The sequence below is a fragment of the Ornithinimicrobium murale genome, assembly GCF_003352835.1.
In the GTDB taxonomy this organism is placed as follows: Bacteria; Actinomycetota; Actinomycetes; order Actinomycetales; family Dermatophilaceae; genus Ornithinicoccus; species Ornithinicoccus muralis.
Window position 1 is genome coordinate 85,321 of record NZ_QLVD01000023.1, and the last position, 24,081, is coordinate 109,401.

Below are 24,081 nucleotides of genomic sequence, written 5' to 3' on the forward strand. Positions count from 1 at the left end.
GGCTAGAGTGTCGAGAAACCCGGACCGGTGCAGGTGAGCACCGGTCGTGATGAGTCTGTGAAGGAGGAGCGATGGGACACACGCTGGCCGAGAAGGTCTGGCGCTCGCACGTGGTGCGACAGGCGGAGGGTGAACCGGACCTTCTCTACATTGATCTGCATCTGGTGCACGAGGTGACCAGCCCGCAGGCGTTCGAGGGGTTGACGGCCGCGGGGCGGACGGTGCGGCGTCCGGATCTGACCGTGGCCACCGAGGACCACAATGTGCCCACGACGCCGGGGCCGGTGCTGGACCTGATCAGCAAGACCCAGTTGGAGGCGTTGACCGCCAACTGTGCGAAGTTCGGGATCGTGCACCACCGGCGGGGCCGGTTGGGGCAGGGCATCGTCCACGTGATCGGCCCGGAGCTGGGGCTGACCCAGCCGGGGATGACGATCGTCTGCGGTGACAGCCACACCTCCACCCACGGCGCGTTCGGGGCGCTGGCCTTCGGCATCGGCACCTCCGAGGTCGAGCACGTGCTGGCCACCCAGACGCTGCCGCTCAAGCCGTTCAAGACGATGGCGATCAACGTCACCGGCCAGCTCGCGCCGGGAGCCAGCGCCAAGGACATCATCCTGGCCGTGATCAACCGGATCGGCACCGGCGGCGGGCAGGGATTCGTGCTGGAGTACCGCGGCGAGGCTATCGAGAGCCTGTCGATGGAGGGCCGGATGACGATCTGCAACATGTCGATCGAGGCCGGTGCCCGGGCGGGCATGATCGCCCCCGACGAGACGACCTTCGCCTATGTGCAGGGCCGCCCGCACGCCCCGACCGGCGCCGACTGGGACACCGCCGTGGAAGCCTGGCGGCAACTGCGCACCGACGACGACGCGGTCTTCGACGAGGAGATCACGATCGACGCGGCCACCCTGACGCCGTATGTCACCTGGGGCACCAACCCGGGCCAGTCAGTGACCCTGGACGAGGCCGTGCCCGACCCGGCCGAGCTGGGCGATGACGACGCCCGCGGCAACGCGCAACGGGCCCTGGAGTACATGGACCTGACCCCGGGCACCCCGATGCGCGACATCACCGTGGACGCGGTCTTCCTCGGGTCCTGCACCAACGGCCGGATCGAGGACCTGCGCCTGGCCGCCAGCGTCCTGCGCGGCCGGCACGTCGCCCCCGACGTGCGGATGATGGTCGTCCCCGGCTCGCACGCCGTGCGCCTGCAGGCCGAGCAGGAGGGCCTGGACGTCGTGTTCACCGACGCCGGCGCCGAGTGGCGCCTGGCCGGGTGCTCGATGTGCCTGGGCATGAACCCCGACCAGCTCGCCCCGCAGGAACGGTGCGCCTCCACCTCCAACCGCAACTTCGAGGGCCGGCAGGGCGCCCGCTCCCGCACCCACCTGGTCTCTCCCGCCGTCGCCGCCGCGACCGCGGTGCGCGGCACCCTGTCCGCCCCCACCGACCTGGACACCCCCACCGGCCCCGGGCCACGGCATACCAGCGACCCGACGCACCAGGAGGTCCCGGCCTGATGGAGAAGTTCACCACCCACACCGGCGTCGGTGTCCCGTTGCGCCGCAGCAACATCGACACCGACCAGATCATCCCTGCCCAATGGCTCAAGCGGGTGGCCCGCACCGGATTCGAGGAGGGCCTGTTCTCCCGGTGGCGCGAGGACCCCTCCTTCGTCCTGAACCAAGAGGCGTATGCGCAGGGCTCGGTCCTGGTGACCGGCCCCGACTTCGGCACCGGGTCCAGTCGCGAGCACGCCGTGTGGGCGCTGCAACAGTTCGGCTTCCGCGTCGTCATCTCCTCCCGCTTCGGCGACATCTTCCGCGGCAACAGCGGCAAGGGCGGCCTGCTCACCGCCCAGGTCGCCCAGCCCGACGTCGAACTCATCCTCAAGCACCTGGAGAACAACCCCGGCGCGACCATCACCGTCGACCTGCAGGCCCGCACCGTCACCGCCGACGACATCGTCGCGTCCTTCACCGTCGATGACTACGTCGCCTGGCGCCTGCTCAACGGCCTCGACGACATCTCCCTCACCCTCCAGCACGAGGACGACATCACCGCCTACGAAGCCTCCCGGCCGGCCTACAAGCCCGTCGTCACCGCGGAGACCGGCGCTGCCCCGCGGGCTCAGATCCAGGTCTCCACTGCGCCGACCGGCGACTGATCGGTCGATGGCGTCCGGCGCACTGTAGTTGCGGTGCTGTTGCCGCCTGATCGGCTGCTGTGCTACCCGACGCCTCAATCGGCTGACGTCTGCCCGGCTTATGTCATGCAGTCCCAGGGTGATGACCCTGGGACTGCATGACATAGCGAGGGTCCGAGCATGCGTCAGGGGGTCACGAGAGGGGCAGGTCACGCGAAGTTCGGGTCACGCGAAGTTCGGGTCACGCGAGGGGCAGGCAGGGCGGTTGCTCAGACACCGCGTCCCTTCCACCCTCGCTGACGGAGAGCCTGGGACACCTGCGCAAGAAAACCAGCCTCATCGACCAACAGTCCGAGCACCGGGATCTCCAGGGTCAGGTCGCTGGCCAGCGTGCGGTCGTTGCGCCTGCGCGCGTCAGCGACTGGTCCCAGGCCCGCATAGTGCTGGGCACCGTTGATCTCGGCGTGCACTCCATACCTGTCAAACCACACGTCCAGGTAGACCAACCCCTGGGACGTGTGTCGCACCTCCTGACGCGACGGTTCAGGGAGCCCGCGACGACGGCAGACTCGGGCGAAGTCCAGCTCACCCAGGGCGTGCGCGCCGTCGCAGACCAGCGGAATCGCCTCGGACAGCAGGGCGCCCCGCGGATGCCGTTGGATGGCCTCCCACTCCCGCAGCAGACGATCGGCAGGAACCAGGCGCTGCTGCACCGACATAGCCACCAGTGTCAGGGCCTGCCGGTCCGAGCTTGCCCATCCGGCTGCTCGCAGTGTTGCGACCTCGGGCGCACTGCGTGGCGGATCGGTGGTGAGCGTGCGACCCATCCGGCGCTGGTGATGGATCCGCACTCCGTCAGCAGGGCGCGTGCGAGTGCCGCGGGGAACGCTAACGTGCACGAGCGACTCCTCCCACGACCGCAGGCCGGCCATGAGGAGAGATGACGCACCATCGAGCACGGCGCCCGACCCGGACTCCCACACCGCGGCTGCCCAGGACGCCTCCCGGCTCGGTCCCGGCCCGAGGAGTCCGATGGTCCTGCGCCCGAGCCGGTGCCAACGGCCCGCTGAAACCTCCGCCATCACCTGGTCGTAGGTCAGACCGAGCGCATACAGGTCATCGAGTCGCGTAGCGCCGCCGTGCCGCGCGCCCAGCTTGTCGGCCACCAGTGTCCGGCGCTCAGCGGGAGTGAGCGCCCTGACCGCCTGTCGTCGATCCCCCATGCGCGCCATCGTGGCTCAGCGGCGCGTCGCGCGCTGGCGACCCTGTGGACAGCGCTCTTGTGTCAGGCACTGACCGGGTGGGAACCCTGTCGTTGCATGACATAGCGACGGAAGGGGCGGCGGCGGAGGGGCGGCGGCGGCGGAGGAGGGGCGGCGACGACGGGGGCGGCGGCGGAGGCGAGGGCGGGGGTGACGGCGAGGCGGCTGAGGGGCGACGGCGGCGGGCGGGGGCGACAGCGGCGGCGAGGGCGGGGGCGACGGCGGCGGCGACGGGCGATGAGCGGGGGCGCGCTTGACGTGACGTCAGGTTGATCGGCTACAGTCGACCCCAATGGCACGCATGCTCCTCCTCAGTCGCCGCAGCGAGACCCTCTAGGTCCGGCCCTCGCTGCGGAGTCTGCGCTGTCCCGGACACCCCGACAGCCCCAGCGAGGAAGCCAGCATGACCGCCATTCAGAGCACCCCAGCACCGAGCGCGCCGACCGTCGTGTCGACCGACGCCCCCAGCCGCAACCCACAGCAGCCGAGCGGGATGCCGTTCAGCCGCTACTCCGCATACCCCGCCGTTGACCTGCCCGACCGCACCTGGCCCGGCCGGACCATCACCCAGGCCCCGCGCTGGTGCGCGGTCGACCTGCGCGACGGCAACCAGGCCCTGATCGACCCGATGACTCCGGACCGCAAGCGACGCATGTTCGAGCTGCTGGTCGAGATGGGTTACAAGGAGATCGAGGTCGGTTTCCCCGCCGCCAGCCAGACCGACTTCGACTTCGTGCGCATGCTCATCGAGGAGGACCTGATCCCCGATGACGTCGTCATCCAGGTGCTGACCCAGGCCCGGGAGCACCTGATCGAGCGGACCTACGAGTCGATCGCCGGGGCCAAGCAGGCGATCGTGCACCTCTACAACTCGACCTCGACCCTGCAGCGGCGCGTGGTCTTCCGGGCCAGCGAGGACGAGATCGTGGACATCGCGGTGCAGGGCGCGCGGGTGTGCAAGAAGTATGAGGAGCAGCTGCCAGGGAGCACCGAGATCTTCTACCAGTACTCCCCTGAGTCCTACACCGGCACCGAGCTGGAGTTCGCCGCGCGCATCTGCAACGCGGTCATGGAGGTCTTCGTCCCGACGCCGGAGAAGCCGGTCATCATCAACCTGCCCGCGACGGTGGAGATGGCCACCCCCAACGTGTATGCCGACTCGATCGAGTGGATGGGCCGGCACCTGAACCACCGGGAGAACGTCATCCTGAGCCTGCACCCGCACAACGACCGTGGCACCGGCGTGGCTGCGGCCGAGCTGGGCTATCTGGCCGGCGCCGACCGCATCGAGGGCTGCCTGTTCGGCAACGGCGAGCGCACCGGCAACGTCTGCCTGGTCACTCTGGGGATGAACCTGTTCACCCAGGGCATCGACCCGCAGATCAACTTCTCCCAGATCGATGAGATCCGGCGCACGGTCGAGCACTGCAACCAGCTGCCGGTCCCCGAGCGCCACCCCTGGGGCGGCGATCTGGTGTTCACCGCATTCTCCGGCTCCCACCAGGACGCCATCAAGAAGGGCTTCGAGGCACTGGAGGCCGGCGCCGCCGCGGCCGGGGTACCGGTGGAGGAGTTCCGGTGGGAGGTGCCCTACCTGCCGGTGGACCCCAAGGACGTCGGGCGCACCTACGAGGCCGTGATCCGCGTCAACAGCCAGTCCGGCAAGGGCGGCGTCGCCTACGTCATGAAGACCGAGCGCAAGCTGGACCTGCCGCGGCGCATGCAGGTCGAGTTCAGCCAGGTCGTGCAGCGGCGCACCGACACCGAGGGCGGCGAGATGTCACCGGCTGCCATCTGGTCGGAGTTCCAGCAGGAGTATCTCGAGCAGGCCGGTCCGGTCGCGATCAAGGACTTCGCGATCACGCACGAGTCCGGTGCCACCGAGCAGGACGTGCTGACCGCGACGATCTCCGTGGACGGTGTCGAGCACGAGGTCGAGGGACACGGCAACGGCCCGGTGTCGGCCTTCGTGCACGCGCTGGAGGGTGTCGGCATCGATGTGCGGGTCCTCGACTACAGCGAGCACGCGATGTCCGCCGGGGACGACGCCAACGCGGCCGCCTATGTGGAGTGCAGCATCAACGGTCACGTCCGCTGGGGCGTGGGCATCCACCCCAGCATCGTGAGCGCCTCGCTGAACGCGGTGTGCAGCGCGATCAACCGCCCCAACCCCACCGCCTGATCGTGACCGCTGGCCGCCGTCCCGCTCAGCCGAGGAACGGGACGGCGGCAGCGATCGTCTCAGCGTCGCCGAACAACCGACTGGCAGCGTCCGCGGCCAGCAGGAAGCCGATGATCCCGAGCACCCAGCCCAGCATCTCGTCCTTGTTGCGCTGCAGCCAGCCGTTGACCCGGGTGAGCAGCGGCTCGGCCTGCCGGGCCGCGGCCAGTCGCAACCCCAGCAGGAGCAGGGCGGGGAGGGTCATCACGACGACATAGCCCGCGAGCACGCCGACACTCGTGGCCATGCCCCACCCGGCAGCGGTGAGCAGTCCGATGGCGGCCAGGTAGGGCAGCATCGAGGCGGCCTCGACCAGTCCGGCCGCCAACGCCACCCCGGTCACGGTGCCCAGGGTCGCGTTCGGCCCCACTGCTCGGGCGGTCCAGCGTTGCATGCGGGTCGGGCGATCGCCGCGCTGAGCCCGCCGGGCCTCGCCCCGCTTCCGGGTGAACAGAAAGCTCAGCGCAAACAGGCTGGCGCCGACCACCAGCTGAGCCCACAGGACAGGCTCGGAGTCCAGGACGCCGGCCAGCCAGTCGGACTCCACGAGCGCCCCCGCGCCGGCCATCAGCGCCAGACCGAGCAGCCAGTAGAACAGGGCGATGACACCGAGGTAGGTCAGGACCGCGCCGACCCTCAGCCTCGGCTGGACGAGCATCCAGACGGGCACACCCAGCGTGCCGAAGCTGGTGCTGTCCACCAGCGCGAGCGCCGCCAGCGCACCGAGTGTCGCGATCTCCACCAGAGAAGCCTAAGCGCCGGGCGGCGCTGCCGCGGCCCCTTTCTGGGGCCCGGCGCCCGGGCCGGCAAAGGTCCGCCGATAGGCCTGGGGCGTGGTCGCCAACCCCTGCCGCATCCGGTGCCGGAGCGCCGCAGCCGTGCCGAAGCCCGCCTCCTCAGCCACCCGGTCAACGGGCAGATCCGTGCGCTCCAGCAGCTCCAGCGCACGCTGCAGCCGAGACTGCAGCAACCACTGCTGGGGCGACAGGCCGGTCTCGGCGCGGAACCGTCGGCTGAGGGTGCGCTCGCTCATGCGGGCGTGCGCCACGAGGTCCTCCACCCGGGCCACCGTCCGCAGGTTGGACTGCGCCCAGGCACGGGTGGCCGAGGTCGACTGGTCGGGACGGGGCGGCAGGGGATGCTCGATGAACTGGGCCTGACCACCTTCGCGCCACGGTGGGACCACACACCCGCGGGCGGCATGGTTGGCGGCCTCGACGCCGAAGTCCCGGCGAATCAGGTGCAGACACAGGTCGACGCCGGCGCCCAGCCCGGCCGAGGTGAGCACCTCACCCTCATCGACGAAGAGGACATCCGGGTCAAGCTCGACGGCCGGAAACAACTCACGGAAGTCGTCGGCATACTCCCAGTGTGTGGTGGCGCGCAGGCCGTCGAGCACCCCGAGGCAGGCCAGCGCAAAGGCCCCGGTGCAGACGGAGACCTGCCGGGTGCCCGGCCGGAGCAGCGCCCACGCCGCCTCGAGCTCCGGAGTCGGGCGCCCCTCGCCGCGGATCACGGGGTGCTTCGTCCCCGGGATCACCACGGTCTGGGCCCACGACAAGGTCTCGGGTCCGTGGTCCGGCACCACGGCATACCCCTTGTGGGTGCGCACCGGCCCGCCGTCCAGGGAGGTGACCCGCACGTCATAGAGCAGCTCCCCGTGCGCGCCGCGGGCGGCCTCCAGGACCTGCGGGACCAGGGTCATGTCGAAACCGACGAGCGGCTCGATGCAGAGGACGACGACACGGTGGGGAGGTTGCGGACCACTCATGGCCGAAAATTAATACATTCCGTCCAATCCGCCACTCGTCCGCGACGGAGGAAGATCACAGACTGGTCCGTATGCCGTTCCTCTCCCCCGTGCGCACGTCCCGTCAGCGTGTGGTCGGCGCTGGTGCGCCCCGGATCCACCGTGCCTGGTGGGTCGCCCTGGCCGGGTTCGTCGCGATGGTCGGCGCCGCCGGCTTCCGGTCGGTGCCCGGCGTCCTGATCAACCCGTTGCACGAGGAGTTCGGCTGGTCGCACGGCACGATCGGGATGGCGGTCTCGATCAACATGCTGCTCTATGGCCTGTTCTCCCCGTTCGCCGCCGCCCTGATGGACCGCTTCGGGATCCGACCGGTGCTCACGGCAGCGCTCCTGCTCCTGGCGACCGGCGGCGGCCTGACGGTCTTCATGACCCAGCCCTGGCAGCTGTGGCTGCTGTGGGGCTTCCTGGTCGGCCTCGGCGCGGGGTCGATCTCCATGGCCTTCATCGCGACCCTGGTCAACCGGTGGTTCGTGACGCAGCGCGGCCTGGTCAGCGGCGTGCTCACCGCGGCCGGGGCCGCAGGCCAGCTGATCTTCCTGCCCGCCGTGGCCTGGCTGGCCACGAGCTATGGGTGGCGCGTGCCGGCACTCTTCGTGGCCGGCACGGCCCTGCTGGTGCTGCCCCTGGTGCTCTACGCCGTGCGGGACCACCCGCACGAGATCGGGCTGGAGGCCTACGGCGCGAGCGAGAGCGCACCCACCCAGCCTCGCGCCGCCCGCACCGGCAACGCGGCTGCCATGGCCCTGTCCGGCTTGGCCGAGGCCGCCCGGACACGGACCTTCTGGCTGCTCGCCGGGGGCTTCGCGGTGTGCGGTGCCTCGACGAACGGACTGGTCGGCACCCACTTCGTGCCGGCTGCGCACGACCACGGCATGCCGTTGACCGCCGCGGCCGGGCTGTTGGCCGTGATCGGCATCGTGGACATCATCGGCACCATCGGCAGCGGGTTCCTCACCGACCGGATCGACCCCCGTCTCCTGCTGGCCGTCTACTACACCCTGCGTGGCCTGTCCCTCATGGCGCTGCCAACGCTGTTCGGCCCGGAGGTGCAGCCCAGCATGTGGGCCTTCATCATCTTCTATGGGCTGGACTGGGTCGCGACCGTGCCGCCGACCGTCGCCCTGTGCCAGGAACACTTTGGCGACAAGGCACCGGTCGTCTTCGGGTGGGTCTTCGCGTCCCACCAGGTGGGCGCGGCGGTCGCGGCCACCGGCGCGGGCCTGATCCGGGACACCCAGGGGTCCTATGACTTCGCGTGGCTCGGGGCCGGGGCACTCTGCCTGCTGGCCACCGTCTGTTCGCTGTTGGTGCCGCGGCACCGGGCCAGCAGCCCCGTGAGCGCCTTCGGATGACTGGACGGGGCCCTGCACGGCAAGAGCCCAGGGCCTTTGCTGGCACCGCTGGTCATGTCAGGAGGCGACGATATTCTGTCGATGCCGAACGCGACTATCCAGGCCACCGCGCGGAACGACCAGGGCGCATGCTGGTTCAGCTGAAACCGCGGACGTACAGTGGCAATGGGTGTTCGGCCTGCTGAGCGACCGCTCTGACCATGCTTCCGCGAAGAAGTGTGATGTCGCCTCGGGCCGGTGCTCACGGGTTGGGCGCGCAGGCGGCAGACCACCATGTGGGTCTGCCCGGGCGATGAATGAACATTTCCGCAGCGCAGCCGGCGAGAGTGGCTGCTCGAGTCGTGGCCATTGACAGGCACGGTGCGCGCTGGGATGCTCCCCTATCAGATTCAGTCCGCAATGCACTGACGAAGGGGAAACTGATGACAACATCAAAGTTGCGCGAGGTCATCACGGCTGCCGGGTGTGCTGTCGTGATGGCGCTCGCCATGTTAGTGGCGGCGCCAACTCTCGCGAACGCTGACACGCGAAACGGACCGGTCATCCACTGTCAGACGTCAACGACCGTTGGTGCCTACAGCAGGGCAGACGGGGCGACCTTCCAATCTCACACCCACACAAGCACTTACTACAAGTCCACCGGCTCGTACATCCACGCCACTACTAGCCCCTTCCGGAGCGCCTCGACGTACTGGTGGGCGGACTCATACATCCAAGTCTGGAGCAACAGCTGCCAGTACTGATGCGCATGTCAGGGCTGCAGCGGCAGAGCGTTCGCGGCACTCGACACCTCTCAATTCTACTTTGCGGCACGCTTCTCGTGGGCTGCAGCGGTAACGGCGACACCACGTCGACGCGGGGCAAGACCACGACTCGTGCGGACGCGCCCGCGGAGACTTCCCCGCCGTCATCGAGATCGCCCGCCGCCGACGCCTCCGTGTCCGACACGGCACCCTTGCCTGAGGGAGTCCCGGACACTTACTACGCGGACATGGCGGAACTTGCTGAGGGCCACGGACTCGAGGACCCCCCTTCGGTGCGACCGATCCGCGCGGTTCACCCCGACGAGAGAGCCCAGGTCATGGCGGATTGCCTGACCGCCGAGGGCTTTCCCGCTGAAGCCGACCCGGATGGGAGTTGGGGCTTCGGCGCGGCTCCCGGCCAGCACGAAGCAGCCATGCTGGCAGAGTACGTGTGTCTGGCCAGATACCCGCTTGCGGCGGAGTACGTCGAGCCACTGGACCCTGTGCAACTGCGGGTCCACTACGACTGGCTCATTGAGGAGACCCTGCCCTGCATGGCAGGGTTGGGTTACCCCATCCCCGAACCTCCGTCGTGGCCCACCTACCAGGAGCAGTACGCCACTGACGGCAGCATCTTCTTCGCCGACGAAGCCCTTGACCCTGCCACCATCGCCTCGGACATGAGCATTATTACGGCGGACTGCGAGGTGAAGCCTCCGTCGGACCTGCTGTACCCAGCAGAGGGATGACGGCGCTGCCCCGCAGGTCTCGAACGAGGTCACCCGCGACCGTCGCCCACCAGGGTCCGGCCATCCTCGGTGACGCTCCAGAAGGGATTGTGCGCGACCTCCCAAGGGTGGCCCTCGGGATCGATGAAGACCCCGGAGTAGCCGCCCCAGAAGGTGCCTCCGCCGGCGCGGCCGATCGTGGCACCGGCGGCCTCGGCCTGCTCGATCACCTCGTCAACCTCCTCGCGGCTGTTCACGTTGTAGGCCAACGTCACCCCGCCCCAGCCACCAGAGTCCTCGGTGCAGGAGTCCACCTCCAGGGCGGCGCGTCCCACAGCGCGACCACCAGGCCGCCGACCTGAAAGAAGACCACGCCCTCGGGCGCTGCCGCCGGTTCCCACCCCATCCCCCGATAGAAGGCCACGGCACGATCCAGGTTGTGCACACCAAGGGTCATTAAGCTCAGTCTCTGGTCCACAACGGCACCCTACTGTGCGCCGAGGCTGCCTCTTAGCCCACAGCCCGTCTTCAATCGACACGCCCAACCTGCCGCTGGCGGAACCCGTGATGATCATGTCAAGGTGCTCGCGAAATGTGACCGCCTGCCTCAGTTGAGTTTGCTCGCGTGTGAGGGGGCTCAGGAAGCGTCTGGCTGGGTGAGGGTCTTGGTGCGGGCGTGGTCGATGAGGTGGGTCTGGATCGCGTTGATGCGGCGGGTCAGGTCGGCGGGGTTGAGCTCGGCGCGGACGGCGCTCAGTTCGGCGCGGACCTGATCGGTGAGACGGTCAGCGACCTCGGCCAGTTTGTCGTGGGCGGTGACTTGGTCCAGGCTCTCTTCCATGATCACGACCAGGTACTTCCCGCACGGCTCACCGACCAGCGTCCACACCGCGATCAGCACCTTCAAGGCGTCGTAGGAGTAGCCGCGGCCCCGTGGCTTACGCACCTGCGCCCGGGCCGGCCCACGACGCTGGGCCGCGGTACGGATCGCCCGGCGTGCGTTGGCCCGCGACCACCCCATCACGCCGATCAGCTCATCGAGTAACTCGCCCTTGCGGAGCTTCGAGGCGGCCGCGTACTCGCGGGCGTACTTCTTGGTGACCTCGTGCCTGGCAGCCATCGACAACACTGAAACCATCCGGCCAGCCCCCCGCGGAACAGACCCAACCGTTTCGCGAGCAAACCCATCTGAGGCACGCGACCCGTTTCGCGAGCACTTTAGGTGAGTCTCGTCGAACCTGTTGCACAGGCACTCATTGAGAGCACCTGCGGCCCGTAGGCGGCGCATCGCCAGATTCATGGTCGAAGTCCGTGACGGGGAGAACCTCACCCCCTGAGCAGGTCAGCCACCGTCCCCGGGATGGCTCGGGCCACGGCCAGCGCGCGCACCGGGCCGCCCGGGTTGGCGTGGTGAGCCGCGCGACCGTGCACCAGGGCGGCCAGGGACCCGGCGTCGAGCAGGTCGAGACCGGCCGCCAGCAGCATGCCGGCGAGCCCCGCCAGGACGTCACCGGCGCCCGCGGTGGCCAGCCAGGGCGGGGCATCCGTCTGACAACGCACCGCCTCGCCGGTGTCGGGGCCGACCACCAGGGTCGTGGCTCCCTTGAGCAGGACGGTGGCTCCGGTCAGCTCGGCCACCCGTCGGGCGTGGTCCAACGGCGCGGCACTGATCTGGTTGCGGTGGAAGACCCGCCCCTCCTCCAACCGGCTCAGCATCCGCGCGAGCTCACCCGCGTGCGGCGTGAGCAGCGTCGGTGCCTCCCGCGGTCCCTCGATCAGGTCCAGGGCCCCGGCGTCGACGACGCACGGCACGTCCGAGGCCAGCGCGCTGCGGCACGCCTCCACCTGACGGCGCACGTCCGAGGTGGTCTCGTCCGTGGGGATGCCCGGCCCGAGCACCCAGGTCTGGACGCGCCCCGGGCCCGGGACCGCCTCCGGGACCGCGTGCAGGACCTGCTGCGCAGCTGCGTCGGGCCCCACATAACGGACCATGCCCGCACCGGCCTCCGCCGCGGCACTGACCGACAGCACCGCAGCGCCGGGATAGCGTGCGCTGCCGGCAACCACGCCGAGGACACCGCGGGAGTACTTGTCATCGCTCGGACCAGGCACCGGCCACAGGGCGGGCACATCAGCGCCGGTGAGCTGCTCGACAGCAGCAGACTCGGGTTGGTCGATCCCGATGTCGACCACGGTCAGCCGCCCCACGGCCTGGCGGGTGGCGGGCAGCAGGTGGACCGGCTTGGCCAGCCCGAAGGTCACGGTCTCATCGGCGTGCACCGCGACCGCGAGCGCCTCGACCCCCTCGGGGTCCGCCCCGCTCGGGAGGTCGACCGCGATGACGAACGCGGCCTCGGGGATCGCCTCGGCCAGCCCGGCCATGGCACCACTGAGTCCGGGCCGGCCACCGATGCCGAGCAGGCCGTCCACGATCACGTCGGCCTCGGACAGTGCCTGGCGCACCGGCTGGGTCAGGGCCCGTCGAGTGCGGGCCACGCGCAGGCGGGGCACGCCCGCCTCCACCGCGGCTGCCAGGCCGTCGGGGTGGACGGCATCACCCACCTGCACCACGACCACGGGGAGGTGCTCGCAGAGGTGCGCTGCGGCATACAGCGCGTCTCCGCCGTTGTCGCCCGGCCCGACCAGGACGACGACCGAGCCGGCACGCCGCTCCCGCGCCCTGGCCAGGACCACCGCCGCGAGCGCGTCCGCGGCCCGCCGCATCAGGTCACCGGAGGTGAGGGCATCGCCGGTGGCCTCCTCGGCCGCCCGGACCGCAGGGATGCTGAACGCGCGGATCATGCTCAGCCCTCGGCAATCACGACCGCGGAGGCGACCCCCGCGTCGTGCGACAGGGACACGTGGAAGGCACTGACCCCCAGCTCCTGCGCGCGGGCCTGCACGCTGCCGGTCACGACCAGCTCGGGCCTGCCCCAGTCTGCCCGTCGCACGCTCGCATCGGTCCAGCTCAGCCCGACCGGGGCACCCAGCGCCTTGGCCAGAGCCTCCTTGGCGGCGAAGCGGGCCGCCAGGGAGGGCAGGCGCAGGGCCTTCTCCTCGTCGGTGAACAGCCGGTCCAGCAGCCGCGGGGTGCGCTCCAGTGAGTCGCCGAAGCGGGCAATGTCGACCACGTCGATGCCCACCCCGATGATCATCTGTGGCTGCTCACTCGACGGTGACCGACTTGGCCAGGTTGCGCGGCTGGTCGACGTCCAGCCCCTTGGCGGTGGACAGCTCGAGGGCGAAGACCTGCAGCGGCACGACGGTCAGCAGCGGCGCCAGGAGCGCCGATGTGCGGGGCACGCGGATGACCTCGTCGGCGAACGGCTCCACGTCCTCGTCGCCCTCCTCGGCGATGACCAGCGTGCGGGCCCCGCGGGCGCGGATCTCCTGGATGTTGGAGACGACCTTGCCGTGCAGACCGTGCTCGGAGTCCGGCGACGGGACGACGACGAACACGGGCTGGCCCGGCTCGATCAGCGCGATGGGACCATGCTTGAGCTCGCCCGCGGCGAACCCCTCGGCGTGGATGTAGGCCAGCTCCTTGAGCTTGAGAGCGCCCTCCATCGCCACGGGGAAGCCGACGTGGCGGCCCAGGAAGAGCACGGCACGGGTGTCGGCCATGAACCGGGCGATCTCCTTGACGCGGTCCATGCTGCCCAGCAGCTCCTGGATCTTCTCCGGGATGCGCTGCAGCTCGGACATCACCTCGGCGACACCCTCACGCTGGTCGCGGCGCACCTGCACCAGGTAGAGGCCGAGGATGTAGCTCGCGGTGATCTGGGCCAGGAAGGCCTTGGTGGAGGCGACCGCGATCTCCGGGCCGGCGTGGGTGTAGAGCACGCCGTCGGACTCGCGCGGGATGGTCGAGCCGTGCGTGTTACAGATGGAGATGGTGCGCGCGCCCAGCTCCTTGGCGTGGCGGACCGCCATCAGGGTGTCCATCGTCTCGCCGGACTGGCTGATCGAGACCACCAGGGTCTTCTCATCGATGACCGGGTCGCGGTAGCGGAACTCATGGGCCAGCTCGACCTCGACGGGGATCCGCGCCCACCGCTCGATGGCGTACTTGGCGACCATGCCGGCATACGCGGCGGTGCCGCAGGCGACGATGACCATCTTGTCGATGGCGCGCAGGTCCTCTTCGGTGAGCCCCATCTCATCGAGCACCAGGAGGCCGGTCTCGTCGGTGCGTCCCAGCAACGTGTCGGCGACCGCGTGCGGCTGCTCGTGGATCTCCTTCTCCATGAAGGTGTCGAAGCCGCCCTTCTCGGCGGCCGCGGCGTCCCAGGTGACCTCATAGGCCTTGCCGTCGCTCGGCGTGCCGTCGAAGTCGATGACCGTGTAGCCCTCGGGGGTGATCGTGACGATCTGGTCCTGCCCGAGCTCGAGCGCCCGGCGGGTGTAGCCGATGAAGGCAGCGACATCGGAGCCGAGGAAGTTCTCGCCCTCGCCCAGGCCCACGACGAGCGGGGAGTTGCGGCGGGCGCCCACGACCACGTCGGGCTGGTCGGAGTGCACCGCCAGCAGGGTGAAGGCTCCGTGGAGGGTGTTGACGACCTCGCGCATCGCCGCGGTCAGGTCGCCGGTCCCCGCGAAGGCGCGGGAGACCAGGTGCGCCACGACCTCGGTGTCGGTCTCGGAGGAGAACACGACGCCGTCGGCTATGAGCTGCTTCCGGAGGCTGTGGAAGTTCTCGATGATCCCGTTGTGGACCAGCGCGAGCTTGCGGTCCGTGCCGCCCCGGTGCGGGTGGGCGTTCTCATCGGTGGGTCCACCGTGCGTGGCCCACCGGGTGTGCCCGATCGCGGTCGTGGTCTCCGGCAGCGGCTGCTCGGCCAGGGCCTTGGTGAGGTTGCTCAGCTTGCCGGCGCGCTTGGCGCCCACGACCTCACTCCCGCCGACCAGCGCCACCCCGGCGGAGTCGTATCCGCGGTACTCCAGGCGGGTCAGCCCATCCATCACGACCTCAAGGGCCCTGCCACTGCTGTTCGGACCGACATAGCCCACGATTCCACACATGAGGGGCAGCCTAATCCGTGCGACCCCGGAGAACCGCATGAACAGCCGGTGACGGCGCCGTGCAGAATGTCCGCATGGCTTCCAACGGCGCCGGCATCCACTCGCCCTATGTCGAGCTCGACCGGGCCGGGTGGGCCGCGCTGCGTGACCAGCACCCGATGCTCCTGACCCAGGACGACATCATCCGGCTGCGCGGCCTCGGCGAGCGGCTGGACATGGAGGAGATCGAGCAGGTCTATCTGCCGCTGTCCCGACTGCTGTCCTTCTATGAGCGCGAGGTCGAGCAGCTGCACCAGGTGACCAGCGACTTCCTCGGTGAGCGTCACGAGCGCACGCCCTTCGTCATCGGGGTCGCAGGGTCGGTGGCGGTCGGCAAGTCGACGACGGCCCGCATCCTGCAGGCGCTGATCCAGCGCTGGGAGTCCGAGCCGGTGGTCGAGCTGGTCACCACCGACGGCTTCCTCTACCCCAACAAGGTGCTCACCGACCGCAACCTGATGGCCCGCAAGGGCTATCCGGAGAGCTATGACCGGCGAGCCCTGCTGCGCTTCGTCATGGAGGTCAAGTCGGGCAAGGACGAGGTGCGCGCACCGGTCTACTCCCACCTCACCTATGACATCGTCCCCGGCCAGGAGGTCGTGGTCCGGCGTCCTGATGTGCTGATCGTCGAGGGGCTCAACGTGCTGCAGCCGCCCCGCCAGCACAGCGACGGTCGCACGGGGCTGTCGGTGTCGGACTTCTTCGACTTCTCGGTCTATGTCGACGCCAAGCAGGCCCTGATCAAGAAGTGGTATGTCGACCGTTTCCAGGAGCTGCGCCACACCGCGTTCAACCAGCCCGAGTCCTACTTCCGCCGTTATGCCAGCCTCGCTGACGACGCGGCCGAGGACATGGCCGAGAGCATCTGGGACGCGATCAACGCCCCCAACCTCGTCGAGAACATCCTGCCGACCCGCGGCCGGGCGACCCTGGTGCTGAGCAAGGGTGAGGACCACGCGGTCAACCGGGTGCGGCTGCGCCGCCTCTGAGGTATGCCGAGGCTCACCTCATGTGCGCCCCTCCCCTGAGGGTCGGTCAGGTCAGGTGAGGACGGGTCATCGCCAGGACATCCAAGGCGGCATCAAGCTGCTCCTCGGTGAGATCGCCCTTCTCGATGTGCCCGCGCTCGATGACGACCTCCCGGATGGTCTGCCGGCTCGCCAGGGCCTGCTTGGCCACGGCCGCGGCGGCCTCGTAGCCGATGTATTTGTTGAGCGGCGTGACGATCGCGCTCGAGCTCTCGGCGAGCTCCCGGTTGTGCTCGACGTTGGCGGTGATCCCGCTGATGCAGCGGTCGGCCAGCAGCCGGGATGAGGTGGCCAGCAGGGTGATCGACTCCACCAGCACCTGCCCCATGACGGGGAGCATCACGTTGAGCTCGAAGGTGCCGCTGGCCCCACCGACCGTCATCGTCGTGTCGTTGCCGATCACCTTCGCGCAGACCATCAGGGTCGCCTCGGGCAGGACCGGGTTGACCTTGCCGGGCATGATCGAGGAGCCCGGTTGCAGGTCCGGCAACTGGATCTCCTGCAGTCCGGCACGCGGTCCGGAGCCCATCCAACGCAGGTCGTTGCAGATCTTGGTGAGGGAGACCGCCACGACGCGCAGGGCGCCGCTGAGGGCCACGAGGGCATCCTGGGTGGACTGTGCCTCGAAGTGGTCGGTGGCCTCGACGAACTCCACCCCGGAGCGGCGGGACACCTCGGCGATCACCTGCGGCGCGAACTGTGGGTGGGCGTTGAGGCCGGTGCCGGCCGCGGTCCCACCCAACGGCAGTTCCGCGGCGGGGCCGGCGGCCTCGGTGACCCGCTGGGACCCGAGGGCGATCTGCCGGGCATAGCCCCCGAACTCCTGGCCCAGGGTCACCGGCACGGCGTCCATCAGGTGCGTTCGGCCGGCCTTGACCACGTCGGCGAACTCGGCGCTCTTGGTCGTGAGCGCCTGCTCGAGACGCTCCAGGCCCGGGAGCAGCTCGTCGTGGACCAGACGCACGGCGGCGACCCGGATCGCCGAGGGGAAGGTGTCGTTGCTGGACTGCCCGGCGTTGACGTGGTCGTTGGGGTGCACTGCTGGATCACCGTCGAGCGCCCGGTTGGCCAGGGTGGCGACAACCTCGTTGACGTTCATGTTGGTGGACGTGCCCGACCCGGTCTGATAGACGTCGATCGGGAAGTGCGCGTCGTGCTGCCCCGCTGCCACCTCGTCAGCGGCGGCACTGATCGCCTCGGCACGTGCGGCGTCCAGGACTCCCAGCTGTGCGTTGACCTCGGCAGCCGCGGACTTGATCAGCGCCAAGGCATGCACGATCGCGGCCGGGACTGGCTGCCCGGAGATCGGGAAGTTCTCGACCGCGCGAGCCGTCTGCGCGGCATACAGCGCATCGGCCGGGACCTGCACCTCCCCCATCGAGTCGCGCTCGGTGCGCATGGGGGTGTCGACGGCGGGGGTCGCGGGGCTGGAGTCGGCAGTCATACCTCTAGTCAACACCTCACGTCCGCTGGACGGCCAGTTGCCGTCGAGGGGTGAGCCTCGCGCCCTGGCCGTGCATTGCTCGTGCACGGCTCAGGCGTTCCGAACCTCCCCAAGAAGGCGCGAGAGGCGTTCCGAACCTCCCCAAAAATGCGCGAGAGGCGTTCCGAACCTCCCCAAAAATGGGTCAGTACCAGCCGACGGACTGCGAGTGCGCCCAGGCGCCGCACGGGCTGCCGTAGCGGCCCTGGATGTAGCCCAGGCCCCAGCGGATCTGGGTGGCCGGGTTGGTCTGCCAGTCGGCACCGGCCGAGGCCATCTTGCTGCCCGGCAGGGACTGCGGGATGCCGTAGGCGCCCGAGGACGGGTTCTGCGCGTAGGTGTTCCAGCCGCTCTCGCGGTTCCACAGCGAGTTCAGGCAGCTGAACTGGTCCTGCCCCCAGCCATAGTTGCCGAGCATCCCGGCGGCGATGTCCCGGGGGGAGCCGGACGGGGTGGGAGCCGGAGCCGGCTCGGGGGCGGGAGCCGCCTCCTCGACCGGTGCCTCGGCGCGCTCCTGGGAGCGGGCGGCGGCCTCCTGCTCGGCGGCACGCTCGGCGGCGGCCTGCTCGGCAGCGGCACGCTCGGCGGCAGCCTGCTCTGCAGCGGCCTGCTCGGCAGCGGCACGCTCTGCAGCGATCTCACCGGAGCGCTCGATGGCGGCGTCGCCACCCTTGCGGGCGCTCCACGCGGAGAAGTTCATGTTGCTCGCAGCGACCTGCTCCTCGACCGCGGCCACGGCCTCGGTGAGCGAGGACTCGCTGCGCTCGGCGACATTCTGCAGGGCGGCGTCGCCGACGAAGGGGCTCGCCTGACCGAGGCTGTTCGCGACGCCGGTGGCGTCGAGGGACGGCGCACTGTTCGGCAGGCCGGCGTAGGTTGCCATGGCAACGGCGCCGGCGGCGATGACTGCGGTCACGGCAGTGGCGCCGCGGTGCAGTCGCTTGCGATGGCGGCCATTGGTCTCGTCGCTGTCGGCGAGCACGGTGATCTCAGGGGCGTTGGACACAGGGATAACCTCCACGCCCGGGGCACCGTCAGCTGCGGGGAACAGCAGGGGGACACGGTCACGAGCGTTATGAATTCGTGATGTTGAAGCAACCACCGTGACAGCACGAGTCAATATTTCGCAAACCGCTGGGCCATTCCGTGGGCAAGGTCACACAGCCCCGGGGGCCGCATGCTGTGACCCCTGGGGCTGATGGTGATAGTGGGACTTTGTGCAGGTCAGGTCAGCCGCTCGCTGCCCTCGAGGAGATCGGTGACCAGCGCTGCGATCGGGCTGCGCTCACTGCGGTGCAGCGTGATGTGAGCGAACAGCGGGTGCCCCTTGAGCGTCTCGATGACCGCGGCGACGCCGTCGTGCCGGCCCACCCGGAGGTTGTCACGCTGGGCGACGTCATGGGTCAGCACGACCCGCGAGTTCTGGCCGACCCGGGACAGGACGGTCAGCAGCACGTTGCGCTCCAGCGACTGGGCCTCGTCCACGATCACGAAGGCGTCGTGCAGCGAGCGGCCGCGGATGTGCGTCAGCGGGAGCACCTCGAGCATGTCGCGGTCGATGATCTCCTCGACGACCTCCTTGGAGACCACCGCCCCGAGGGTGTCGAAGACCGCCTGGGCCCACGGCCCCATCTTCTCGTTCTCGCTCCCGGGCAGATACCCGAGCTCCTGACCGCCGACCGGATAGAGCGGGCGGAAGACCACCACCTTGCGGTGCTGTCGGCGCTCCATGACCGCCTCCAGCCCCGCGCAGAGGGCCAGGGCGGACTTGCCGGTGCCCGCGCGACCCCCGAGGGACAGGATGCCGACGTCCTGGTCCAGCAGCAGGTCCAGGGCGATGCGCTGCTCCGCGGAGCGTCCGTGCAACCCGAAGGCGTCGCGGTCGCCGCGCACCAGCTTGACCGCGCGGTCGGGCGCGACCCGGGCCAGCGCACTACCGGACGGGCCGAGCACGGTCAGGCCGGTGTGGACCAACAGGTCCGCGGCCGCCTCGTGCTCCAGCCGCCCGTTCTCATAGAGGGTGGACATCTGCGCGTCGTCGACCTGCAGCTCGGCCATGCCGGTCCAGCCCGAGTCGACGGCCAGCTCGGCGCGATACTCCTGAGCGTCCAGTCCGCAGGCCGAGGCCTTGACCCGCATCGGCAGGTCCTTGCTGACCACGGTCACGTCATGTCCCTCGCCGGCGAAGTTGCAGGCCACGGCGAGGATGCGCGAGTCGTTGTCGCCCAGTCGGAACCCGGCCGGCAGCGAGGACGGGTCGGCGTGGTTGAGCTCCACGCGGAGGGTGCCCCCGGTCTCCCCCACCGGCACCGGCTCGTTCAACCCGTCGTGCTGCACCCGGAGGTCATCCAGGAGCCGCAGCGCCTCCCGGGCGAAGTAGCCCAGCTCGGGGTGGTGCCGCTTCTCCTCCAGCTCGGTGATGACCACGATGGGCAGCACGACCTGGTGCTCGGCGAAGCGCAGCAGTGCCCGCGGGTCGGACAGCAGGACCGAGGTGTCCAGGACATAGGTCTTGGTGCTGACCTCGGCGGGCTGGGCAGCGCGTGCGCGCGTGGATCGGGTGGCGGATCGGCTGGTGGTGGTTGCCATGTCGACTCTCCCTGACACGCGCGCTGTCGCTACGCGTGGTGACGGTGGGTTGACCGGGACCGGACACTGACCAGGTGGTCGAGGTGCCGGCGCCGGCCCCCCGCCCAGAGCAGTCGCTCCATCTGGTTGGCCTCCCGGACGAGGACGGGCGTCCTCGTCACCACCGACGTTAGGACCAGTTGGGGCACCGACACGCCAATCGGCGCGGCGTGGCGCAAAGGTCCGCCAGGCAGTCGTTGACCATTCACCCGCGTGTCACCTCAGGTTCCCCGGCAGGGCGGGCCGGCCACACGGCATACCCAGATCCGGCTGTATGCCGAGGCTCACCCCCCGAAGCGACGCTCGCGTTCGGCGTAGGCCCGGAGTGCGCGGAGGAAGTCCACCTTGCGGAAGTCCGGCCAGTAGGCCTCGCAGAAGTAGAACTCGCTGTGGGCGCTCTGCCAGAGCAGGAAGCCCCCCAGCCGCTGCTCGCCGCTGGTGCGGATGACCAGGTCGGGGTCCGGTTGCCCCTTGGTGTAGAGGTGGGAGGCGATGTCCTCGACCTCGACGGTGCGGGCGAGCTCCTCCAGCGAGGTGCCCTGCTCGGCGGCCTCGGCGAGCAGGGAGCGCACCGCGTCCGCGATCTCCTGCCGCCCGCCGTAGCCGATGGCCACGTTGACGACCATGCCGTCGACGTCGGCCGTGCGGTCCACCGCGTCCCGCAGGACCTGCACGGTGTCGGTGGGCAGCAGGTGCGCCGCGCCGACCAGGTTGAGCTGCCACTGGCGCCCGTCGGCCAGCTCGGTGACCACGTCCTGGATGATCGTCAGGAGCGGCTCGACCTCCCGTGCGTCCCGGCGCAGGTTGTCGGTCGAGAGCAGCCAGAGCGTGACGACCTCGACGCCGGCCTCCTCGCACCACTCCAGCAAGGGCCTGATGTTGTCCGCACCCGCACGGTGCCCCTGTGCTGTGTCGGCCCCGCGCAGCTTCGCCCAGCGGCGGTTGCCGTCCAGCATGACCCCGACGTGCCGCGGCAGACGCTCCACCGGGAGGCTCTTGGTCAACGATCGGTTGTATGCGCGATAGAGCAGGTCGCGGGGAGAACGCATAGCGGCCAACCTACTCGCCGACGCTGGGCGATCTCGGTGATCTCCACGGTCTGTCCACCAACGCTGCGCGAAGTCCTCACCTGCCGAGCCGGAGGATGGTGGCGCGGCCTCTACCCCACTCGCTGGTTACCGGTTCGTAACTTACGGCAACGTAGGTTACGCTGGTTGCATGGACGAGAGCAGCACGGGCAGGACCAGGGACCGGGTGCAGCACGCCCGGGAGTCCGCGATGCAGGATGTTCGGGAGACCGCTGACACCGTCCGCGAGAGCGCCCGGGAGGCGGTCGCCGCGATCAAGCCCAAGCTGCGCGGCTGGCTGCACCTGGGGACCACACCGCTGGCCCTGGCCGCCGGCATCGTCCTGGTCGCGCTGGCACCGACCACCCCCGCCCGCATCGCCTCCGCGATCTTTGCGATCACCGCGGTGCTGCTGTTCGGCACCTCGGCGGTCTATCACCGGGGGAACGGGCACTTCAGCGAGCGCACCAGCCGGGTGCTCAAGCGCCTGGACCACGCCAACATCTTCCTGATCATCGCCGGCACCTACACGCCGTTCGCGGTGCTCCTGCTGCCGGAGGGCCAGGGCCGGACCCTGCTGTGGCTGGCCTGGGGCGGCGCGATCGTCGGGGTGCTCTTCCGGGTGCTCTGGGTCGGTGCACCCCGCTGGCTCTACACCCCGGTCTATGTGGCCCTGGGGTGGGTTGCGGTGTTCTATATGCCGGGCTTCCTGCGCAGCGGCGGCGCGGTCGTGGTGGCGCTGATCGCCGCCGGCGGCCTGCTCTACACCCTGGGCGCCGTGGTCTACGGCACCAAGCGACCGAACCCTTCACCGCGCTGGTTCGGCTTCCACGAGATCTTCCACGCGTTCACGATCGTGGCCTTCGCCGCGCACTACGTGGCCGTGTCCTTCTCGGTCTACGGCGCGGCGCCTGTCGCCACCGGCTGACCCTTCAGGCCCCCAGAGACCGCTGCCCGGCCCGCGAAACCGCGCACACCAACCGGAATCGTCAGCACCCCCTGCGCATCGGTGCAGGTCAGAGCACCGACCCTCTGCGCACCCGGTCACGATTCCGGTTGGTGTGCGCGGCGTCGCCCGTGCGCTCCCCGCCCTCGGTGCACGCGCGCTCAGCGTGGGGTGTCGTCGCCCAGTCCTCGGCGCACGCGCGCTCAGCGTGGGGTGTCGTCGCCCGCGTCCGGGTCCTGCTCAGCCTCGCCCGCCGACTCGCCGGCCTCGCGGTCGCGCCGCTCCTGGTTGAGCCGCTCCTCCTCCAAGCGCAGCTCCTCCTGGTGGTTGAGTCGGCGCAGCCGCTTGTTCAGGTCATAGCCCAGCAGGATCAGGGCGCAGGCCAGGAAGAAGACCGCCAGGAACCCGCCCAGGCCCGCGGTGATCTCGACACCGGTGCCGTTCACGAAGCCTGCTCACTGTCGCGGTCATGGTGACCCTCGACCTCGGTGATCTCGTCATCCAGGTCCTCGGTCTGCCGCGCGTCGTCCACCCCGTCGCCGTCCTCGTCCTGCGGGGGCGGCGGCACGGAGCGGTAGGCGGCCACCACCTCACCGGCGGCGTCCCGCTCGGGTGCCTGTCGGCATACGGCGTCCAGGTCCAGCTCACGCAGGCCGGCGAACAAGTCGTCCTCGGGCAGGGTCGGCTCCACCAGGGAGAACGCCAGCTCCCAGTCCTCGGTGGAGTGGACCCGCTGCTGCAGCTCCATCGGCACCTTGAACCAGAAACCGTCGGGGTCGACCTGGGTGGCGTGCGCCCGCAGCGCGTTGTCGCGGACCGGGAAGAACTCGGCGCACTCCACGTGGGTCTGGATGTCGCGCTCGGGGCGGCTGCGCAGTCCGCTCATCCAGTCCTCGTAGGGCGACTCGAGCCCCTCGGCCAACATCGCCTCGTGGATCGCCGTGATCCGCCGGATCGACCAGCCGGAGAAATAGACCTTCTGCGGCTGCCAGGGCTCGCCCGCATGGGGGTATGCGGAGGGGTCGCCGGCGGCGTGGAAGGCCGCCATCGACACCACGTGGGTCATGATGTGGTCGGGGTGAGGGTAGCCGCCGTTCTCGTCGTAGGTGGTGATGACGTGGGGCCGGAACTCGCGGATGACCCGCACCAGGGCCTCGGCGGTGACCTCGACGGGCTCGAGGGCGAAGCACCCCTCGGGCAGCGGCGGGAGCGGGTCACCCTCGGGCAGCCCGGAGTCCACGAACCCCAGCCAGGTGTGGCGCACGCCGAGGATCTGTGCCGCGGCGGCCATCTCGTCACGGCGGACCTGCGTGAGGTCCCGCTCGATGTGCGGGTCGCCCTTGAGCCGTTCGTTGAGGACGTCTCCGCGCTCACCACCGGTGCAGGAGACGACCATCACCTCGACCCCGTCGGCGACATACTTCGCCGTCGTGGCGGCACCCTTGCTGGACTCGTCGTCCGGGTGTGCGTGGACGGCCATCAGGCGAAGCTCCTGAGACACCCTTGCGCTCCTCGTGATCTGGTGTGACGGACAATGGTGGCGCGCCCCTGCGCGACACAGTCACCTATCCTCTCACCTCCGGGGCGCAGGACCTCCCCC

21 protein-coding genes are annotated in these 24,081 nt (G+C 69.7%); 7 read left to right on the plus strand and 14 right to left on the minus strand.

The genetic code is table 11. The features are described 5' to 3' along the window. Positions 1 to 71 precede the first annotated feature (71 nt). The gene (leuC, locus tag DPQ65_RS09780; protein ID WP_114907163.1) at positions 72 to 1,526 is read left to right on the plus strand and encodes a 3-isopropylmalate dehydratase large subunit; all 1,455 of its coding nucleotides are present in this window, start codon (positions 72 to 74) and stop codon (positions 1,524 to 1,526) included. Then, positions 1,526 to 2,173 (plus strand): 3-isopropylmalate dehydratase small subunit, encoded by a 648-nt coding sequence (leuD, locus tag DPQ65_RS09785; protein ID WP_114907164.1) that lies wholly within the window; start codon positions 1,526 to 1,528, stop codon positions 2,171 to 2,173. Before leuC ends, leuD begins: the two co-directional genes overlap by 1 nt. Positions 2,174 to 2,421: 248 nt before the next feature. Here the strand turns inward: leuD and DPQ65_RS09790 are convergent, their stop codons facing one another. Next, on the minus strand, positions 2,422 to 3,375 hold the full coding sequence (locus DPQ65_RS09790) for a hypothetical protein (RefSeq protein ID WP_114907165.1): 954 nt from the start codon (positions 3,373 to 3,375) through the stop codon (positions 2,422 to 2,424). A gap of 442 nt (positions 3,376 to 3,817) precedes the next feature. Between DPQ65_RS09790 and leuA the strand changes: the two genes are divergently transcribed. Continuing rightward, a complete protein-coding gene (leuA, locus tag DPQ65_RS09800; protein WP_114907166.1) occupies positions 3,818 to 5,596 on the plus strand; it encodes a 2-isopropylmalate synthase in 1,779 nt (592 codons plus the stop codon). Positions 5,597 to 5,621: 25 nt separating this feature from the next. Here leuA and DPQ65_RS09805 read toward each other — a convergent pair whose 3' ends face one another. Continuing rightward, a complete protein-coding gene (locus DPQ65_RS09805) occupies positions 5,622 to 6,377 on the minus strand; it encodes a GAP family protein (protein ID WP_114907167.1) in 756 nt (251 codons plus the stop codon). A gap of 9 nt (positions 6,378 to 6,386) precedes the next feature. Next, entirely contained in the window at positions 6,387 to 7,406 is a 1,020-nt protein-coding gene (locus DPQ65_RS09810) for a GlxA family transcriptional regulator (protein WP_114907168.1), read from the minus strand. Positions 7,407 to 7,477: 71 nt separating this feature from the next. Here DPQ65_RS09810 and DPQ65_RS09815 point away from each other — a divergent pair, with 71 nt between their 5' ends. Then, positions 7,478 to 8,797, plus strand: coding sequence for an MFS transporter (locus DPQ65_RS09815; RefSeq protein WP_114907169.1), 1,320 nt, complete (start codon positions 7,478 to 7,480; stop codon positions 8,795 to 8,797). A gap of 1,081 nt (positions 8,798 to 9,878) precedes the next feature. Then, positions 9,879 to 10,289, plus strand: a complete 411-nt coding sequence (locus DPQ65_RS15670; RefSeq protein WP_162802149.1) for a hypothetical protein — start codon at positions 9,879 to 9,881, stop codon at positions 10,287 to 10,289. A 29-nt stretch (positions 10,290 to 10,318) separates the two neighbouring features. Here DPQ65_RS15670 and DPQ65_RS09830 read toward each other — a convergent pair whose 3' ends face one another. From DPQ65_RS09830 to glmS, 5 genes are all read right to left on the minus strand, one after another. Continuing rightward, positions 10,319 to 10,603: a VOC family protein gene (locus DPQ65_RS09830; protein WP_238146774.1), complete on the minus strand. Its 285-nt coding sequence runs from the start codon at positions 10,601 to 10,603 to the stop codon at positions 10,319 to 10,321. 302 nt (positions 10,604 to 10,905) lie between these two features. Beyond that, entirely contained in the window at positions 10,906 to 11,388 is a 483-nt protein-coding gene (locus DPQ65_RS09835) for a hypothetical protein (protein ID WP_114907172.1), read from the minus strand. A gap of 206 nt (positions 11,389 to 11,594) precedes the next feature. Then, on the minus strand, positions 11,595 to 13,070 hold the full coding sequence (locus DPQ65_RS09840; RefSeq protein ID WP_114907173.1) for an NAD(P)H-hydrate epimerase: 1,476 nt from the start codon (positions 13,068 to 13,070) through the stop codon (positions 11,595 to 11,597). Between the two features lie 2 nt (positions 13,071 to 13,072). Further along, on the minus strand, positions 13,073 to 13,423 hold the full coding sequence (locus tag DPQ65_RS09845; RefSeq protein WP_114907174.1) for a holo-ACP synthase: 351 nt from the start codon (positions 13,421 to 13,423) through the stop codon (positions 13,073 to 13,075). A gap of 10 nt (positions 13,424 to 13,433) precedes the next feature. Further along, complete coding sequence (gene glmS / locus DPQ65_RS09850) at positions 13,434 to 15,290, minus strand: glutamine--fructose-6-phosphate transaminase (isomerizing) (protein WP_114907175.1); 1,857 nt, start codon at positions 15,288 to 15,290, stop codon at positions 13,434 to 13,436. A gap of 74 nt (positions 15,291 to 15,364) precedes the next feature. Here glmS and coaA point away from each other — a divergent pair, with 74 nt between their 5' ends. After that, positions 15,365 to 16,318, plus strand: coding sequence for a type I pantothenate kinase (gene coaA, locus DPQ65_RS09855; protein ID WP_114907176.1), 954 nt, complete (start codon positions 15,365 to 15,367; stop codon positions 16,316 to 16,318). A gap of 46 nt (positions 16,319 to 16,364) precedes the next feature. On the opposite strand, the gene DPQ65_RS09860 is transcribed toward coaA, so the two are convergent. From DPQ65_RS09860 to DPQ65_RS09875, 4 genes are all read right to left on the minus strand, one after another. Further along, positions 16,365 to 17,801 (minus strand): class II fumarate hydratase, encoded by a 1,437-nt coding sequence (locus DPQ65_RS09860; RefSeq protein ID WP_114907177.1) that lies wholly within the window; start codon positions 17,799 to 17,801, stop codon positions 16,365 to 16,367. 184 nt (positions 17,802 to 17,985) lie between these two features. Beyond that, positions 17,986 to 18,846 carry an aggregation-promoting factor C-terminal-like domain-containing protein gene (locus DPQ65_RS15870; RefSeq protein WP_202863073.1) on the minus strand — a complete coding sequence of 287 codons (861 nt, stop codon included), beginning with the start codon at positions 18,844 to 18,846 and terminating at the stop codon, positions 17,986 to 17,988. Between the two features lie 218 nt (positions 18,847 to 19,064). Next, entirely contained in the window at positions 19,065 to 20,429 is a 1,365-nt protein-coding gene (locus tag DPQ65_RS09870) for a PhoH family protein (protein WP_114907178.1), read from the minus strand. Between the two features lie 323 nt (positions 20,430 to 20,752). After that, positions 20,753 to 21,517 carry an isoprenyl transferase gene (locus tag DPQ65_RS09875; RefSeq protein ID WP_114907179.1) on the minus strand — a complete coding sequence of 255 codons (765 nt, stop codon included), beginning with the start codon at positions 21,515 to 21,517 and terminating at the stop codon, positions 20,753 to 20,755. Positions 21,518 to 21,746: 229 nt separating this feature from the next. On the opposite strand from DPQ65_RS09875, the gene trhA reads away from it, so the two are divergent. Further along, positions 21,747 to 22,463: a PAQR family membrane homeostasis protein TrhA gene (gene trhA, locus DPQ65_RS09880; protein WP_114907482.1), complete on the plus strand. Its 717-nt coding sequence runs from the start codon at positions 21,747 to 21,749 to the stop codon at positions 22,461 to 22,463. 221 nt (positions 22,464 to 22,684) lie between these two features. Here the strand turns inward: trhA and DPQ65_RS09885 are convergent, their stop codons facing one another. Together DPQ65_RS09885 and mca are read right to left on the minus strand one after the other, a co-directional pair. Beyond that, positions 22,685 to 22,927, minus strand: a complete 243-nt coding sequence (locus DPQ65_RS09885) for a hypothetical protein (RefSeq protein ID WP_114907180.1) — start codon at positions 22,925 to 22,927, stop codon at positions 22,685 to 22,687. Continuing rightward, positions 22,924 to 23,982, minus strand: a complete 1,059-nt coding sequence (gene mca / locus DPQ65_RS09890; RefSeq protein ID WP_114907181.1) for a mycothiol conjugate amidase Mca — start codon at positions 23,980 to 23,982, stop codon at positions 22,924 to 22,926. The genes DPQ65_RS09885 and mca overlap by 4 nt, the downstream gene beginning before the upstream one ends. Between the last annotated feature and the right edge of the window lie 99 nt (positions 23,983 to 24,081).